Genomic DNA, 16,794 nt, shown 5'->3' on the forward strand with positions numbered 1-16,794 from the left:
TTATTTTAAGATAAAATAGTATACTATATCCTATCGTATAAATTAAATATTGGGAGGAATAATATGTCATTTTTAGTTCTTATTATAGGATTCATATTCCTAATAAAAGGGGCAGATATATTTGTTGATGGTGCTGCGTCTATCGCTAAGAAATTTAATGTTCCATCAATGGTTATCGGACTTACTATAGTTGCCATGGGTACGTCAGCTCCAGAGGCTGCAGTAAGTTTAACATCTTCATTAGCTGGTCAAAACGACATGGCTGTTGCTAACGTTATAGGATCAAACTTCTTTAACATACTAGTAGTTCTAGGTGTATCATCAATTATAGCAACATTACCTGTTCAAAAAGATACAATCAAAAAAGAAACACCTTTCTTAATATTAGTAAGCTGTATATTATTATTATTTGGATTCGATTTAAAAATAACTAGAATTGAAGGATTAATGTTATTAGTAGTATTTGCATACTTCTTAATAAACACTGTTAAGTCTGCTAAAAAAGCTTCTTCTAACGAATCTTCATCATCTGCTGATGAAAGTGCCATAGCTATAGAAATAGAAGGGGTTGAAGAAGTTGCTATGCCAAAGACTATACTATTCAGCATAATTGGTATAATAGGTATAGTTATAGGTGGGGATATGGTTGTTGACTCTGCAACAAGTATAGCTACATCTTTTGGTATGAGTGCTAACTTAGTTGGTTTAACAATAGTTGCCATCGGTACATCTTTACCTGAGTTTGTTACTTCTATAGTTGCAATAAAAAAAGGTGAGACTGAGATAGCAATAGGAAATGTTATAGGATCAAACTTATTTAACATACTTTTAGTTTTAGGTTTATCTACTTCAATAAACCCAATAGCAATAAGTAGCTTAGCTTTAATAGATATAATGTTCATGGTTTTAATAACAGTTCTTTTATATGTATTTATGAAGCAAAAAAAATCTATTGTTAAGAGCCACGGTTTTGTATTCTTAGCTTTATATATTATGTACATGTCATATACTATAGTAAGATAATATATTTGCTAATATAATATTTTATAAAAATAATTAACTCAAATATATAAGAGTATCCTAATACACAAATATTAGGATACTCTTTTTTATTTATAAAACTATAATATATTATTTACCTATAAGTACCACAGTTCCATTTTCACCATTGTTAACAGGTGCTCCAGGTACAGTTACATTATATATAATTATTTTAAATTCTTCATCTTTTATAATATCATTATTAAAAGTTAATGTAAAAATTCTTTTAGATCCATCTACTGCCTCAATTTTCACCTTATCATCAGTTAATGAATTTTCTGGTGAAACTTGATCATTTTTTCCTAGGGTTGTAATACCCTGGTTTTCAGCATTTATAGTACTTTGAACCCAATAATTCATGGGCTTAGTAGCTAGTTTTGTATCTACATCTCTATCATATGTAATTTCAATTTGATTTGATGATATTTGCTTAGCCGCTATTAGCTTTGGAGTAGGAAATTCCTTATTACTAGTCATATTACTAGTATATACATCCTTTTCCCCATCTACACTTACCATGTTTCCAAGGGATAAAGTCCCTAAAATAATACTACAAGCAAGCAAACAGTAAATCATTATTTTTTTCATTTATAAAGCCTCCTAAAAATTCGTATATGTTATCACTTTTATGTTTTCCAAATTAACGAAAAATATTAGTAAAATATACAAATTTATACATTGTTAATCTGCTTATATATAAATATTTATTTTGAAATATAAAGTTATAGAATCCTAAAAACTAGACTAATATATGAATATAATATTTACTGGAGGTAACATATGATAAATAAATCTGAAGACCAATATATAGAAGAAATGATTCAAATTCTAAAAGAGAAATTAAAAAAAGATTATAAACCCGGAAGTGTAAAAAGGGATGCTCATCCCAAATGTTTAGGATTATTAAAAGCAACTTTTGTTGTGAGCCCTAACCTAGATGATAAATTAAAAGTGGGAATATTTAAGGAAGGCAGCACTTATCCAACCCTTATTAGAATATCTAATTCTAGTCCTAAAATAAATGGAGATAATAAAAAAGATGTTAGAGGATTTGCAATTAAATTATTAGATGTTGATGGAGCAAGATTTATTAGTGATGAAAAAAATACTCAAGACTTCTTACTTGTAAGTGCAAAAACAATGCCCTTAGGAACAGTTAAATTATTTTATGATGCTATTTATTATAATCTTAAAGTTAATCCATTAGTTTATCTTTATAAAACAATATCACAAGGTAATTTGAATAAATTAAAGGAAGTCGCAAAACTAAGAAAGCATCATACAAGTCCTTTAGATATTTCTTACTATAGCACTACCCCCTATTCATTTGGAAACAAATACGTTAAATATAGTATAGTACCTACTTCTAATTATAAAAGTAAATTTCCTAAAAAATTAACATCTTCTTATCTTACAAATAATATGCAAACTCATCTTAAAAATAATATTGCTACTTTTGATTTTATGATTCAATTTAGAAAAAATAATATGCCATTAGATGATGCATCTGTAGAGTGGGACGAGAAAATTTCTCCATATATCAAGGTGGCTGAAATAAGAATAGATAAACAGGATTTTATAAGTCTCAACAGATATGACTTCGCTGAAAAACTATCCTATTCTCCAGCTCACTCCTTGATGCAGCATAAGCCTATTGGTGGCTTAAATAAAGCAAGGTGTATTATATATAAGGATATGTCTATATTTAGGCATAAAAGAAATAATCAACGTATGTTTGAGCCATCAATTAATGATTATAATACTTTGGTTTAATATTATTTAGCTATTTAATATAAATAAGACTGCATATTTACATGCAGTCCTTTATATTAGATTTCTTTTTGTTCTAATTTTATTGGTTCATCATAAGTTATTCCAAAAGTCTCAACCTTTATTTCTTCTATTATTTCAGGATTTATTGGCTCGTTGACAATTACTCCACTTACTCCAATATCAACAGATTTAGTTTCTACACATTCTAATCTTTCTATTTCTTCAAATCCATCGATTACTTTTCCAAATCCTGCATATTTACCATCAAGTTTTTCTTCACAATCACCTACAGTTATAAAGAAACAACTTCCAGATGCTACAGATTTCCCATCTCCACCCATAGCTACTGTCCATTTTGCTACTTTTACATTATTATCATATCCATTTTCTCTAAATTCACCATCTATTAGAAAATCGCAAGCTGGATCTTTATCAAAGGCTGTAAAAGTTGGTTGAATTACAAAGCCAGGCACTATTCTTTTTATTTCTCTATTATTAAAACTTCCTTTTTTTGCAAGAGATATAAAACTATTAACTGTATTTGGTGCTTCCTTTGGAAATAACTCTATTGTTATTCTATTTCCACTTTTCATTAGTATTGTTGCTATTGGATTTTTCATTTTTACCCCCTAAATTTGTTTTAAATTTTTATAGAACAATTCTATACATCATTAATTAAAATCATTTACTATTCCAATTAGCTTCCCTATAGCCCCTATATTTTAATCATAAATAATAATAAATCTATTGTCCACAGTATATATTTTAACTTTTTACAAAAATAGCAATTCTATGTAATTCTCCATAAAAAGTTACAAACTTGTTACTTTTTGTGTATAATATTATCTATCAACAAAAGGAAGTTAAATATATTTGCATGACAAAACTAATAACGAAGGAGTTAAATTATGAAAAAAATATTAATAGTTGCTATAGCCTGTGCCACACTATTCTCTAATACGTATGTAAATACATTTGCTAATGAAAATAGCGAAAAAGTAAGTATGGTAGCATCTGAAAATATGAGCATAAAAACAACTCTTAACGTTAAAGCTACTGCTTATGCTGGTGATACAATAACATCTACAGGTACTACGCCTAGATGGGGAACTATCGCAGTAGATCCAAAAGTAATACCTTACGGAACTAAAGTTTATATACCACAATTTGATATGGTCTTTACGGCAGAAGACTGTGGGAGCGCTATAAAAGGAAATAGAATAGATATTTTTATGGACTCAGAAGATAATTGTGTAAAATTTGGTGTTAAAAACATGGATATTTTAATATTAAAATAATATACGTAAAAAAGCCATATAAAAGATATTCTTTTATATGGCTTTTACAATTATTTTGATATAGCATATATATCAGAAAGCTCAATATCAACATTTTCTACATATTTATTATATTTAATATACTTTTTCTCATATACATCATTTTCACACAAACTTATTGGTAACCTTACTACAAACTCACTACCTATTCCTTTTTCGCTTTTTGCCTCTATTTTTCCTTTATGTAAATCAACCAATGACTTAACAATAGATAATCCTATCCCCCTACCCTCTATTGTTTTGGTGTTATGATTATGTTCCTGATTGAATAATACAAATACATCATCTAATATTTCTTTCTTGATACCACTTCCATTATCTTTTATATTTATAAATAATTCTGTTTCTGTGAATTTTAATACTACCTCAATTTTACCCTTCTCTTTGCTATACTTTATTGCATTTGATAATAAATTTAGCATTATTCTGTCCATCTTTTCTAAATCAAAGGCCATTATCTTTTCTTCTAATTCTGTATCAAAAACTAATTCTACCTTTTCTTCCTTTGCATAGCACTGTAATGAATCACAAATATTTTCTATAAACTTAACTATATCGTAGTTTTCTGGCCAAAATTCTAAACAGCCAATACTTAGCCTTGTATCATCAATTAAATTATTTGCCATCTTCAATAGTCTATAACCATTTTGCTTAATAATATTGGTGTATTTTTTATACTTACTTACATCCTCTCCTTTATCAATCATGTATTCAATTAGTTGAGTTGAACTAAATATAAGATTTAATGGTGTTTTAAATTCATGAGATAAATTAGAGAAAAACTGCATTTTTAAATTTTCGTACTCAAACTCAGATTCTTTTCGGAGGGTAATATCTCTAGATATACCTAATACTCCTCCCATCACCATATTATTGTCTAAAAGAGGTACCTTTATAGTCTCATAATATCTAGTTTTACCATTTTTATCTACAAAAGAATGCATTGAGATCTTTGATTCTTTTTGAATTTCTATTTCTTTTTCTTCTTTTTTATACTTCTCTATTTTCTCCTTTGGAGTGTTTATATCTTCTTCGCTTTTTCCAATAACTTGTTCTTTACTCAGGTTTCGATTATTCGCAAAAACCTTATTGCAATGTATAAATATCCCATCTTTATCTTTTACAAATATACTATCTGGAATAGTATCACTTATTAAGTTTAATAATGTATTGTCTGATATTTTTTGAATTACCTCATCATTATAAATTTTTTTACTAAACCATACTAAGTATAAATTATCATCTATTTTATATATATCCATTTCATAAAATGAATTCAATTGACTTACAAACTTTATTATTCTTACACTATTTTCTTCTATAAAGTTTGTTTTAGTAAACTTCATAGTATCTTCTTTATCTAAAGTATAAATATATTCAAATTCACTATTCCCTATAATATCCCTAAGTTTTTTATTTCGCCCTATAATTTTTATTTCTCCAGATAAATTTCCGTCAATTTTATCAAAACTAAACCATAAACATGGTATTGGGCTATTGTCAAGAATACTCAAATCCCCTATTATCCCCATAAAGCGCCTCCTATTTTTAACAAATACAATTATATTATAATATATACGGTAGGATTTTTGTAATTAATACCATTTTCTTATAATATAAAATTTAATTATTATATATTTAAACTAAAAGAAAGAACTCTATAATATAGAGCCCTTTACTGGTTATATATTCATTTCATTTAATATTACTTTAAGTACCTTTAGTTCTTCATTACTTAGAGTGATCCCTTTTCCCATTTTATCGTGGTCAGGTGACCAATCTCTTATATCAAACTTAGGTGCATTATCATTCCAGCTAACAAGATTTATTTCTTTCTTCCATCCCTTAGATGTATCTGCTATTACTCCTATTTCTTCTATGATTTCAAACTTTATGCCTGCCATTCTAAATCTCCTAACTTTTTTACTCATTTTGCCATATTCTTAAGATAAATAGATATTATAAATATGTATATCTATAGGATATCATAATTGCTCCTATAATATTATTCGAAAATAAATAAATATAATGACGAAATTTTCTAATTGTATTTCTTAAATAAAATATTTATTTTTGTAATCATTAAAATCTAACTATATATATCTGAAAATTCTATATTACATTTTTCTATGTGATAATCACTATTACTTATTTCATTAATTATAGGACTTTCCTCCAAGACTTTTATTGGTATTTCGAATATAAACTCAGAGCCTTGCCCTACCTTGCTGAATACTTTTATATCTCCATCATGTAAATTTAATATTGATTTAACTAAAGACAAGCCTATTCCACTACCTTCACACATTCTCGACAGAGTACTGTTTACTTGACCAAACCTATCAAATATTACGTTTAGCTTTTCTTTCGGTATCCCTATACCATTATCTTTAATTGATACAACTACCTTCTCAGATTCTGTTCCTAATTTAACATCAATGCACCCACCTTTAGGTGTATATTTTATTGCATTAGACAATATGTTTAATATTACTCTCTCTATCTTATCAGGATCACAAGCTGTTATTACTTCTTCTATATTCGTATCAAACACTAAATCAATATCTCTGTTTTCTACATAGTCAGCTACAGATAAGGTTATATCTTCTATTATTTTTACAATATTTTGATTACTCAAGTTTAATTTATAATATCCTATATCTATTCTACTAATGTCTATAAGATTATTTACTAATCTAAGTAATCTGTAAGAATTTTGTCTAATAATATTAGTGTGTTTGTTTAATATTTCTGCATTTATATTATCTTGTTCAATATTCTTTTTAATCAATTGCATTGTACCAAGAATTATGTTTAATGGTGTTTTAAATTCATGACTTATATTTGCAAAGAATTCATTTTTAACACTCTCAAGTTTTATAGCTTCTTCAAGTTTTCTCTTCTCTTCTTCCATTTTCTTTTGATTTGTGATATCTTTTACCGTAACTATAAATTCTTCTTTTTCAATAATATATTTACTACTCCAATCCAGATGTACATATTCATTATTTTTGCATAAAACTCTAAGTGTACTACGCTTTATATCTGTTGGAATATCTTCTAATGATATACATTCAGTTACGAAAGATAATTCATCCGGATGAAATAACTCTGACATATTGATATTTAATAGTTCACTAGCCTCCCATCCAAGTACTTTACTCCAATTGGAATTTACTGATTTAAAGTAACCATCTCTTCCTATTATCCCAACTAAATCTACAGCTGTGTTTAGATATTGCTCTAATTCTTTTTCTGTAGCAGTTCTCATTTCATTTTCTCTTTTTAGCTCTGCCGAAAGCCTATGGTTTTTTATTATCATAGCTATTTTATCGCATAATACCCCCATAAAATCATCTTGGTCATATTTAGGAATTTTTTCGTGTCCATAAGATATATTAAGGGTTCCCAAATATTCATTGTCTAATTTAATACTGTATATACCCAAATAATTCACATTTTTTAAATACTTCATGATTTCGCTACATTCTCTAGCAATTTCTTCTCTTGATTTTAATCCACTATAGGTATTATTATTAAGAACATCTTTAACTGCTTCATCACTTATAGGCACTGATTTAATATTTTTAAGATTCTTTTTTGCTTCTCCTACATTTACAAAAGGAATAAGTGCCTTCTCATCTTTATCATATAGCGTTATTGACAATCCACTTGCATCAAAACAATTTACTATATCATTACCAATTAGATTTAATGTATCGTATAGACTAAATGAATTAGCTTTATTATTATCTTTTATATTAGCTATTAAATTATAATTTTTACTAAGTTCATCCCTTAGTCTCTTCTCTACATTTATATTCTTAGTCGTTGTAATAATATATTCAAGATTATCACCATTGTAAATTGGAGCTCTATATGTTTCATACCATAGTTTTTCTCCATCAACATCTATCAGCTCTTCAAACAATTTTGGTTTCTTCTTAATATTGTCGTCACTAATATACTCATCCTCATAGCCTTCACAAAAATATTGTTTATCATAACTTCCTATAAACTCATTTTGATCAACGCCTGCAAGTTCTGCACAAGTTTTATTTCCATAAATATACTTACCAAACTTATCTTTAATAAGTACACCCATATTAATATTTTCTAATAACATTTCTAATTCTTCTAGTTTATATATTTTCTCTTCTTTTGCTATTAGAAAATATACTTCTTCACCATTGAATTTACCCTTGCTTATTTCGCATGAAATACTTACTTTATTATTGTCCTTTGAATTCAAACAGGTACTAATTTTAAATTCACATAGACTATTATAAAAATTATCTATACTAATTTCACTGTCTGTTAATAATTTCTTTAAATGAAGAGCACAAACTTCTTCTAGTTTATATCCTAATTTTGTTAATAAATTGTTATTACAAAATTTTATATTTCCTATTTTGTCATATACTAAAATGTATTCACTAAGTTTATTAAGTAGTGATTGCATAATATAATCCCCCCCATAACTAAGCTAACATCCTTCTTAAAATTAATTCTTTATTTTCTTTGAAACTCCTTTATTCTTTGAATTTTATTGTCTTTTTTCCAATATATTTTAAGTTTTGTCACCATTTGCTGAAATAAGAAATGTGATAAGATTATAGGTTACAAATTATTTATGATATAATCTTAGTATGAAATAATAAACATCTGTATTTTACCTAGGAGGAATTATGAGCCAAGCAAATAGAAAAAAAATTAACACTCGTAAGCTTTCAAATTTAGGTCTATTAATAGCATTACAAATAGTATTTTCTCAATTTATTTCAATTAATACGCCTATAGTTAAAATAGGATTTGGATTTTTACCTTTAGCAATAATGGGTATACTTTATGGTTCCTGGACTGCTGGTACTGGTGCTGTAATTGCAGATATTATAGGGCTGATGATATTCCCAACTGGGGCATACTTCCCTGGCTTTACTCTTACAGAGTTCCTTACAGGATTTGTTTTTGGATATTTCCTGCACAATAAATCAAAAACTTGGACAAGAATTTTAATTCCAGTCACAATCATTTGTATAGTACTTAACTTATTGCTAAATACATACTGGCTAACTATAATATTAGGTAAAGGATACCTTGCACTTCTTCCTACAAGAGCAGTAAAAAGTATAGTAATGATTCCAGTTCAAGTAATTACGATTTCTCTTGTTTGGGAAAAATTCATATTAAAGATTAAACATCTTGCATATAGCTAAAATTTGACAAATAAAAATGTAGCTCATATAATGAGCTACATTTTTTAAATTTCTTCTTCATCCTTATCATATATATCTGCTAATTCTATTTGACTTGTATATTCAATTGGCATTTTCATAAAATTAGCATGTTTATTTTCTTTGTCTACTATGGCTATAGGAAGAGTTATAATAAATGTTGTTCCATGATTTATAGCACTTTCCACACTGATGGTACCTTTATGAACTTCTACAAGCCCTTTTACTATAAATAATCCTAAACCACTACCTTCATGCTCACGCTCCAAGGAAGGGTGAAAAGTTGCTCTCCTAAACTTTTCAAATAAGTGATTTTGTAGTTCTTCATTCATTCCAATACCATTATCTCTTACTTTTATAATTACGTTATTTTCATCTTTACTTACAGATACAAATATCTCTCCACCATCTTTTGTAAACTTAATGGAATTTGAAAGTAAGTTAAGCATTATTCTTTCGATTTTTGATCTATCAATTGATGTTATTATTTCTTCTTTTTCCGTGTCGAATATAATATTAATATTATTGCTACTAGCTAAATCAACTACAGATAAAGTTGCATCTTCAACTACATCAACAATATTTTCATTATTAAATGTTGTGTCAATATACCCTGTTTCAATTTTACTTACATCTATTATATTATTTATTAGTCTTAGTAATCTGTTAGAGTTTTTATTTATTAATTCTAATTGTTTAAGTGCAAATTCTTTAGTATATTGTTCACCATCTATTTTATATTTAAGTAATTTAGTTGCATTTATTATAATGTTTAACGGAGTTCTTAATTCATGTGAAACAGTTAAGATAAAATCGGTCTTTATCTCATGTCTTTCAAGGGATTCACTTAAAAGTTTATTATTTACTTTTACTTTCCTCTTATTATCAATGTATAAATAAATAAATAATATTACTGAAAGTAAAATCAAAATTAAGAATGCCCATATTATACATTTAAATTGCTTTGGCACTAATAAATCAAATGGTCCCTTATTAATAAATTCACTGTTTTTAGGTAATGTCAATGGATTAATATTGTAATACATCAATGCATCATAATTATATAATGGTCTATTTATGCTACTATGAGATGGTGTAAGTATATGTTTATTTTCTTCATATAAAACTGTAGTCAAAAAATTAAACGCCATCTTACCCAATCTATATCCATCGTTAATAATTCCACCTATTGCACCTGACTCAACATAAAATTTCATTTTAGTATATATTGGTGCTTTAGTTATTTCCTTTATTTCACTTACTACCTTATTTGATGGAATCTGATCTCCATTTATGCCGTCTTCATAACTACCGCATAAAATTATTGCTGATTTACTATCATCTATATATTTTAGTTGCTCCTTAACTTTTTCAAATTTGTATTCTTCTATAACATACATATTAAAAGGTCTTAAGGTAAATCGTTGTAAGCTTTTTATATTCTCTTTTAAGGTTTCTGAATATACACTATTATCTAGAACTAAATATATATCCTCTACATTTTTAGATGAATTCAGTATTAAATCTAAATCTAGCAAATTATCTTGCTGCTGAATAATTCCTGTAATATATTCACTTTCCTCTTCAGACAAAACAGTTCTACTATTGACTCCAACAAAAACTACAGGCTTTTTATAAATAAATGATTGCTCATTAAATAAGTTTTTTCTGACTAAATCTAATGCCTCATCATCTATAGTTAATATACAATCAATAGAATCGTTCATATATTTAAGATTTAGTAGTTCCATAAAGCTTTCATTATAGATATCATTATCTGCTGATTTAGAATCTAAGTAATCTACTTTTACAGAAATATTTTCTCCTACACTTTTTTTAATTCCTCTAACTATTGAAGCTTCCCATCTATTTTCACTATTATAGGACCCTAATATTAATATCTTTTTACTTGGCAGTTCATTTTCACCATAAGAGATTTGCTTATCTAAAATAAAGCTTAAAATTAATATTATTATTCCTAAGATTAAAAATCTATTTTTATTAGACATAAATACAATCTCCTTGTATTGATTTACTATACATTTAGTTGTATTTTATGTATTTATACTTATAATATCCTCAATCTAGTAATTGCTTTATTTTGACAACTATTTATATAAAAATTGTAAATATGAATATGATTAATTTTATGATTTTAAAATTATTTGATAATCATATGCTCAATCTCATCACTATATTTTATATAAGAATATATAATATTTACATAATCAATATCAAATTTATCAATTAATGTTTTAGTTTCCTCTAAATGATTCTTAGTATTTTTAAATTCATTTTTGAAATATTTAATTTTATCTATACCATCAAACTTATCTTTTGAAATAATCTCAGATTTTATTAACATTGCATTTTTTATTATATATATTTTGTAATTTTCATTATCTAAGTTTACCCATGCAATTATGCTATCATTTTCGAAACTATTATTAATCATGTTTTGTCTATTAAATAAGCTTTTTAATCTATCCATTTTTTGATTAATCATAGATGCCTTTTCAAAGTTCAACTTACCTATTTCATCATTCATTTCCTCTTGTAAAAGGCTTAATATATAACTTCCTTCTTGCTTTAAATCCTTGATTAAAATTTCAATAATATTATTATATTCTTCAACAGTTGTTTCATCTCTACAAGGGCCCATACACTTACCTAAATCATAATTAAAGCACTTACTCATCTTTTTACAGCTTCTAATCTTATATGCTTCATTTATGATATCTTTAATATCTTCTAATTTTTTACCAAGGGTATATGCTCCAAAATATAAGTTATCATCTTCTATATCCTTTGCTACTTCTAAGTAAGGATAATCTTGATTTTTATCTATTTTTAAATATACATAATTCTCAGGATTTCTCATTAGCTTATTATATAATGGTTTGATCTTTTTTATCATTTTACATTCTAATAATAAGGCATCTAGCTCTGTATCCGTATTTATGATTTCAATATCTGCTATTCCATTTACCATTCTTTGTGTTTTTCTAGAATGGGACTTAGAGTTTACGAAATAACTTTTTATTCTTTCCTGTAATTTTTTTGATTTCCCAACATATATTATTTCTCCATCCTTGTCTTTCATTAAATATATTCCTGGAGTTTTTGGGAATGAATTTATTTTATCTTTTAAGTCCATCTGCTGCTCCTTTAAGATGATTATTAATAGTATTTTATCATAATACATAAAAAAATTCACTTTGCTACATAAGTTATACACAGATTCTGAGCCATCATAATTTCCTTCTACATAAAAAAGTAGATTATCCTAAAAATATATCTAAGATAATCTACTTAATTTTTAATATACACTAAATATTTCTATAGATGCGTTAAGTGCTTCATTTATATTTAGGCAATATATGTTTTCATCATTATCAAACCCATTTTCATGTGACCAAACATCAAACTCATTCTTCGTCCAGAAGAAATTCATAATGTTTCAGCAGCTTGCCGCCCAGTTTTCATATTTCTCCAGGTCAATATGTAAAACACGTAAATCTTGATTATTAATATAATCTATTTTATTGTTTTTAAGATTTATTTTAATCTCTTTAGATGTAACACAACACATAGAATTTACTTCTATGTCTTGATTAAAAGTACATCCAACTCCAAGTGCATCTATTGCACACATAGCATTAATTTCTCTACCATCTTGTAGTTTTACTTTATGCATAGTAGGATGTGCTGACACTGGGTATATGAAATTAATATCGCCATTATCATCAACAACCATAATATTATTTTCTATAAATTTATTTAGAATTTCTTTTAGATAAGATTTCTCAATATTTTTACTTTCACTTAATATTTTTATTATCTCATCTACATTTACTACAGATTGCCTTTCGATAATAGTATTCATGATTTCTAATCTTATATCTTTTTCTATTTTTTCTAAGCTTTTATACTTATTTATGTTTTTCATGCTTTCTCCCCTATACGTCACATAACTCCATGCTATCATAACACTCTGATAAAATTCTAGTTAGCTTATTCTTATAAGCTTCATACTCTTCATCTACTCTATTTCTAGGTCTTTCTAAATTTATAGTCATATCTTCTAATATTTTACCCTTGTCTCTAGACATGACAATAACTCTATCGCTCATATATACTGCTTCATCTACATCATGAGTAACCATAATGGCTGTTATTTTATTTTTCATCCATATATTTTCTAATTGTTCTTGTAAATTTTGCCTCATTTTAAAGTCAACTGCCCCTAATGGTTCATCCATTAGTAACACCTCTGGATTACAAGCAAGAGCTCTAATTACTGCAACCCTTTGCTTCATACCACCGGATAGTTGATGTGGATACATCTTCTCTTTTCCTTTTAAATCAGACATCTTTAATAATTCTTCTAGTCTTCTTTCTCTTTCTTCCTTGCCTACCTTTTGTTGCTTCATTGGAAATAAAACATTTTCTCTTACTGTTTTCCACGGAAATAATGCATAATTTTGAAACACAAAGGCTCTATCAACACCAGGCTTACTAACTTGATTATTGTTTATTAATACCTGTCCCTCATCAGCATTTTGAAATCCACCTATTATTGTTAATAATGTAGTTTTACCGCACCCAGATGGACCTAATAAAGAGACAAATTCGCCCTCATTTATATCAATATTTATATTTTCTAATACTTTTTGCTCTATTTTATTGTTAATAAAGGTTTTGTTAATATTGTTAATTTTTAACTTCATTATGCATCAAACCTCCATTTACATAGACTTTTGTTTACAAATTTTAATACTCTATCTATCATGAATCCTATAATTGCTGCAAATATCATAAGACCAATAAGTAACTCAGTTTGCATCATACTCTGAGCTCTAACCATGGAGTAACCGAGACCGGCACTCGTTGCTATAAACTCCGCTCATATAACTGACATCCAACCTGTACTAATTGCTAATCTTGCCCCAGTTAATATATCTGGTAGTGCTGCTGGTAACATTACATTTGTGAAAATTACAAATGGAGAAGCTCCCATACTTCTAGCTGCATTATAATAGTCCTTAGATATAGACCTTACACCTTGAATTGTGTTTAGTATAATAGGGAAAACACCAGCAAATGCAATAAGAAATATTGTTGGTCCATCTCCTATACCAAACCATACTATTGTCAATGGCACCCATGCCATGATAGGCACTTGTCTAGCTGAATCTACTACTGGAGAAAATATCTTCTCGAATTTATTAGAAAATCCCATTGTTAAACCAATAGGCAATCCAAATATTAAAGCATAACTAAATCCTTTTAATACCCTTTGTAAAGTAATAAACACGTTCTTAACTATTTCAGGGTCTGTAATACATGTAATAAATCCTTTAAATACATCCATCGGTAAAGGTAGTAATAAAGAACTCCCTATCTTTACTGCACTAACCTGCCATAAGCCTAATATTCCTACCAACAATATTATTCTATAGATAAAGTCCATGGAACTAGTCTTTGGCTTTTTTATTGTTTTATTTGAAGAAACTCCAACTTCCACTTTTCTATATCCCCCATATCTCTATTTGTTAGCTTTTTATCTGTGTATCTTTCTAACTCTTTTTTCAATATTTTGTTATTGCTTATTTCTTTTACGCTTTCATTATATAAATCTACGAATTTTTCATATAAACTTGTATCCTTAAAACTTTTGTTAACTACTATTACATATGTATCATAATCTCCATTTTCAGTAGTTGAATATTTTTCACCCTCTAAATTCAATGCTCTTATTGCATCTACTAATACGCCTTCAACATTATTATTTTCAAGAGCATATATTAGTGCACTATTTATTAGTGGTATGGGTTTTGATTTTTTGTAATATTTATTAACTAAATCTATTTGATAATTTCTATTTTGTGTTATACCTATACTTTCAGGATTTTCATTTTTGAGAATAAATACATCTGAATTTTTTACTACAGGACATACTATTTCAAAATTATCATCATATTGAATAAATTTTTTTGCTGCCTCTTTACATATTATTGCCATATCTATTTCCTCTGAACTCAGAGCCCACTGCATAGTACTAGCTCAGCAATCATTAATTGCATATGGTTCTAATAGTGTTTCTACTTCTGCACTACTTAAATATTCTTTGTTCTTCATATAGTTTATGACAAAACCAGAGGTATCATCAGATACCCCTACTCTTATTTTTTCTTCTATTGTTTTGTTTTCTTCAAAATTTGTGAATAATAATCCGATTACGCCAATTACAATAAAAGTACTAATAAGTATGTTTTTAATTTTGTCCATCTATCTCCATTGCCTTTGCTTTCCAATCTTCATAGCTCATTCCTATAGGGAATACACTGTCTACCTTATCTTTTATAAATGTATCAAAATCATTAGCACCACAAGATTTTAATAATTCATCATTAACAACCTCTTCATAAGAAGGTACATTTTCAAAAGCTTTATATTCTTTATACATAGCTAAGTTATTTTTATATTCTTCTCCAGTTATTTTCCATGTAAGAGTTCTTCCTTCTCCTACAGTCTTTTTATAAATAGTCATAAGTGCAACTTCTTCCTCAACGTCATATGCTTTTGCAAATATTTGAGCCGCCTGAACTGGATTAGTGTATATGTACTCTATTGCTTTAGTATGAGCTAGTACCATTTTTTCTGCTAAATCTTTATGTTCCTCTATAAACTTAGTATTTAATGAGAATGAGCAACAGTTATATTCTTTACCTGTAGCTTCTTCTTTATATTTAGTACTTGCTATAATTTTTCCAGTACCTTCATATTCTGCAATAGATCCCCATGGGTCACATGCTGAAAATGCTTTAATTTGCCCTGTTTTAAAAGCTAAATATGCATCTTTACTTGAATCCATATTTACTACTTGGTATTTTGATGAATCAACTGGTAATCCTGTTTGTGGGCCATAATCAGTCGTCCATAATAAGTCTCCATCTGGATCTGATGCAATTGGTTGTCCTAATAAATCTTCAGGCTTTTCAATATCATTAGCTACTACTAAATATTCAGAACCGCCTCTATGGTTATTTGCTGCAACTATTATTGGAGATCCTTTAGGTATAGCACCTACTAATCCTTTTGTACCAATATATCCTGCATCCATTTGTCCTGCAGCCATAGCTTCAGGAACTTTACCATTTCCTACTGCTTCTACCTTTAAACCTAAATCATCATATATTCCTGCTTCAACAGCAACTGGTCCAGCAGTCATATGATCACACTTGTAATAACCTAATTTAATTGTGTAATCATTAGATGCTGTATCTTTCTTATCATCATTAGATGAACTACTACAGCCTGTTAATACACTAACACTCATTGTTCCAATTAAAATTAATGATTTTAGCTTTTTTGAAAATTTCATATTAAATCCCCCTATTATATTG

At 27.6% G+C, this 16,794-nt stretch carries 16 protein-coding genes; 4 read left to right on the forward strand and 12 right to left on the reverse strand.

Annotated elements, in window-relative coordinates:
- The first annotated feature begins 63 nt into the window (after positions 1–63).
- Positions 64–1,023, forward strand: coding sequence for a calcium/sodium antiporter (locus ACI48P_RS01415; RefSeq protein WP_475212696.1), 960 nt, complete (start codon positions 64–66; stop codon positions 1,021–1,023).
- 108 nt (positions 1,024–1,131) lie between these two features.
- On the opposite strand, the gene ACI48P_RS01420 is transcribed toward ACI48P_RS01415, so the two are convergent.
- Positions 1,132–1,629, reverse strand: a complete 498-nt coding sequence (locus ACI48P_RS01420; protein ID WP_475212697.1) for a hypothetical protein — start codon at positions 1,627–1,629, stop codon at positions 1,132–1,134.
- A gap of 192 nt (positions 1,630–1,821) precedes the next feature.
- Between ACI48P_RS01420 and ACI48P_RS01425 the strand changes: the two genes are divergently transcribed.
- The gene (locus ACI48P_RS01425) at positions 1,822–2,814 is read left to right on the forward strand and encodes a catalase family protein (protein ID WP_475212699.1); all 993 of its coding nucleotides are present in this window, start codon (positions 1,822–1,824) and stop codon (positions 2,812–2,814) included.
- 56 nt (positions 2,815–2,870) lie between these two features.
- Here the strand turns inward: ACI48P_RS01425 and ACI48P_RS01430 are convergent, their stop codons facing one another.
- The gene (locus ACI48P_RS01430) at positions 2,871–3,434 is read right to left on the reverse strand and encodes a peptidylprolyl isomerase (RefSeq protein WP_475212701.1); all 564 of its coding nucleotides are present in this window, start codon (positions 3,432–3,434) and stop codon (positions 2,871–2,873) included.
- Between the two features lie 288 nt (positions 3,435–3,722).
- Here ACI48P_RS01430 and ACI48P_RS01435 point away from each other — a divergent pair, with 288 nt between their 5' ends.
- Positions 3,723–4,112: a 3D domain-containing protein gene (locus ACI48P_RS01435; protein WP_475212704.1), complete on the forward strand. Its 390-nt coding sequence runs from the start codon at positions 3,723–3,725 to the stop codon at positions 4,110–4,112.
- 50 nt (positions 4,113–4,162) lie between these two features.
- Here the strand turns inward: ACI48P_RS01435 and ACI48P_RS01440 are convergent, their stop codons facing one another.
- The 3 genes from ACI48P_RS01440 to ACI48P_RS01450 all read right to left on the reverse strand — a co-directional run bounded on the left by ACI48P_RS01440 (position 4,163) and on the right by ACI48P_RS01450 (position 8,613).
- Positions 4,163–5,683, reverse strand: coding sequence for a sensor histidine kinase (locus tag ACI48P_RS01440; protein ID WP_475212706.1), 1,521 nt, complete (start codon positions 5,681–5,683; stop codon positions 4,163–4,165).
- Between the two features lie 150 nt (positions 5,684–5,833).
- Positions 5,834–6,055 carry a YdbC family protein gene (locus tag ACI48P_RS01445; protein ID WP_475212708.1) on the reverse strand — a complete coding sequence of 74 codons (222 nt, stop codon included), beginning with the start codon at positions 6,053–6,055 and terminating at the stop codon, positions 5,834–5,836.
- A gap of 185 nt (positions 6,056–6,240) precedes the next feature.
- The gene (locus ACI48P_RS01450; RefSeq protein ID WP_475212712.1) at positions 6,241–8,613 is read right to left on the reverse strand and encodes an ATP-binding protein; all 2,373 of its coding nucleotides are present in this window, start codon (positions 8,611–8,613) and stop codon (positions 6,241–6,243) included.
- A gap of 226 nt (positions 8,614–8,839) precedes the next feature.
- Here ACI48P_RS01450 and ACI48P_RS01455 point away from each other — a divergent pair, with 226 nt between their 5' ends.
- The gene (locus tag ACI48P_RS01455) at positions 8,840–9,367 is read left to right on the forward strand and encodes a folate family ECF transporter S component (RefSeq protein WP_475212713.1); all 528 of its coding nucleotides are present in this window, start codon (positions 8,840–8,842) and stop codon (positions 9,365–9,367) included.
- A 44-nt stretch (positions 9,368–9,411) separates the two neighbouring features.
- On the opposite strand, the gene ACI48P_RS01460 is transcribed toward ACI48P_RS01455, so the two are convergent.
- The 7 genes from ACI48P_RS01460 to saoX all read right to left on the reverse strand — a co-directional run bounded on the left by ACI48P_RS01460 (position 9,412) and on the right by saoX (position 16,772).
- The gene (locus ACI48P_RS01460) at positions 9,412–11,394 is read right to left on the reverse strand and encodes a sensor histidine kinase (RefSeq protein WP_475212715.1); all 1,983 of its coding nucleotides are present in this window, start codon (positions 11,392–11,394) and stop codon (positions 9,412–9,414) included.
- Between the two features lie 152 nt (positions 11,395–11,546).
- Positions 11,547–12,542 carry a GIY-YIG nuclease family protein gene (locus tag ACI48P_RS01465; RefSeq protein ID WP_475212717.1) on the reverse strand — a complete coding sequence of 332 codons (996 nt, stop codon included), beginning with the start codon at positions 12,540–12,542 and terminating at the stop codon, positions 11,547–11,549.
- A 162-nt stretch (positions 12,543–12,704) separates the two neighbouring features.
- A complete protein-coding gene (gene saoL / locus ACI48P_RS01470; protein ID WP_475212719.1) occupies positions 12,705–13,334 on the reverse strand; it encodes a MerB-like organometallic lyase SaoL in 630 nt (209 codons plus the stop codon).
- A gap of 10 nt (positions 13,335–13,344) precedes the next feature.
- The gene (gene saoA / locus ACI48P_RS01475) at positions 13,345–14,115 is read right to left on the reverse strand and encodes an ABC transporter ATP-binding protein SaoA (protein ID WP_475212721.1); all 771 of its coding nucleotides are present in this window, start codon (positions 14,113–14,115) and stop codon (positions 13,345–13,347) included.
- Positions 14,115–14,882, reverse strand: a complete 768-nt coding sequence (gene saoP / locus ACI48P_RS01480) for an ABC transporter permease subunit SaoP (protein WP_475214116.1) — start codon at positions 14,880–14,882, stop codon at positions 14,115–14,117. The genes saoA and saoP overlap by 1 nt, the downstream gene beginning before the upstream one ends.
- Positions 14,879–15,676 (reverse strand): ABC transporter substrate-binding (seleno)protein SaoB, encoded by a 798-nt coding sequence (gene saoB, locus ACI48P_RS01485; protein WP_475212723.1) that lies wholly within the window; start codon positions 15,674–15,676, stop codon positions 14,879–14,881. The genes saoP and saoB overlap by 4 nt, the downstream gene beginning before the upstream one ends.
- Entirely contained in the window at positions 15,663–16,772 is a 1,110-nt protein-coding gene (saoX, locus tag ACI48P_RS01490) for an ABC transporter substrate-binding subunit SaoX (protein ID WP_475212725.1), read from the reverse strand. The genes saoB and saoX overlap by 14 nt, the downstream gene beginning before the upstream one ends.
- Between the last annotated feature and the right edge of the window lie 22 nt (positions 16,773–16,794).

This window comes from Romboutsia sp. LXY-2 (assembly GCF_056171995.1).

Bases quoted from the DNA above. Each gene is read 5' to 3' on its own strand.
- ACI48P_RS01430 (WP_475212701.1), bottom strand. From the start codon at position 3,434: ATGAAAAATCCAATAGCAACAATACTAATGAAAAGTGGAAATAGAATA.
- ACI48P_RS01415 (WP_475212696.1), top strand. From the start codon at position 64: ATGTCATTTTTAGTTCTTATTATAGGATTCATATTCCTAATAAAAGGG.
- ACI48P_RS01460 (WP_475212715.1), bottom strand. From the start codon at position 11,394: ATGTCTAATAAAAATAGATTTTTAATCTTAGGAATAATAATATTAATT.
- ACI48P_RS01445 (WP_475212708.1), bottom strand. From the start codon at position 6,055: ATGGCAGGCATAAAGTTTGAAATCATAGAAGAAATAGGAGTAATAGCA.
- ACI48P_RS01440 (WP_475212706.1), bottom strand. From the start codon at position 5,683: ATGGGGATAATAGGGGATTTGAGTATTCTTGACAATAGCCCAATACCA.
- ACI48P_RS01420 (WP_475212697.1), bottom strand. From the start codon at position 1,629: ATGAAAAAAATAATGATTTACTGTTTGCTTGCTTGTAGTATTATTTTA.
- ACI48P_RS01425 (WP_475212699.1), top strand. From the start codon at position 1,822: ATGATAAATAAATCTGAAGACCAATATATAGAAGAAATGATTCAAATT.
- ACI48P_RS01435 (WP_475212704.1), top strand. From the start codon at position 3,723: ATGAAAAAAATATTAATAGTTGCTATAGCCTGTGCCACACTATTCTCT.
- saoA (WP_475212721.1), bottom strand. From the start codon at position 14,115: ATGAAGTTAAAAATTAACAATATTAACAAAACCTTTATTAACAATAAA.
- ACI48P_RS01450 (WP_475212712.1), bottom strand. From the start codon at position 8,613: ATGCAATCACTACTTAATAAACTTAGTGAATACATTTTAGTATATGAC.
- ACI48P_RS01455 (WP_475212713.1), top strand. From the start codon at position 8,840: ATGAGCCAAGCAAATAGAAAAAAAATTAACACTCGTAAGCTTTCAAAT.
- saoX (WP_475212725.1), bottom strand. From the start codon at position 16,772: ATGAAATTTTCAAAAAAGCTAAAATCATTAATTTTAATTGGAACAATG.
- ACI48P_RS01465 (WP_475212717.1), bottom strand. From the start codon at position 12,542: ATGGACTTAAAAGATAAAATAAATTCATTCCCAAAAACTCCAGGAATA.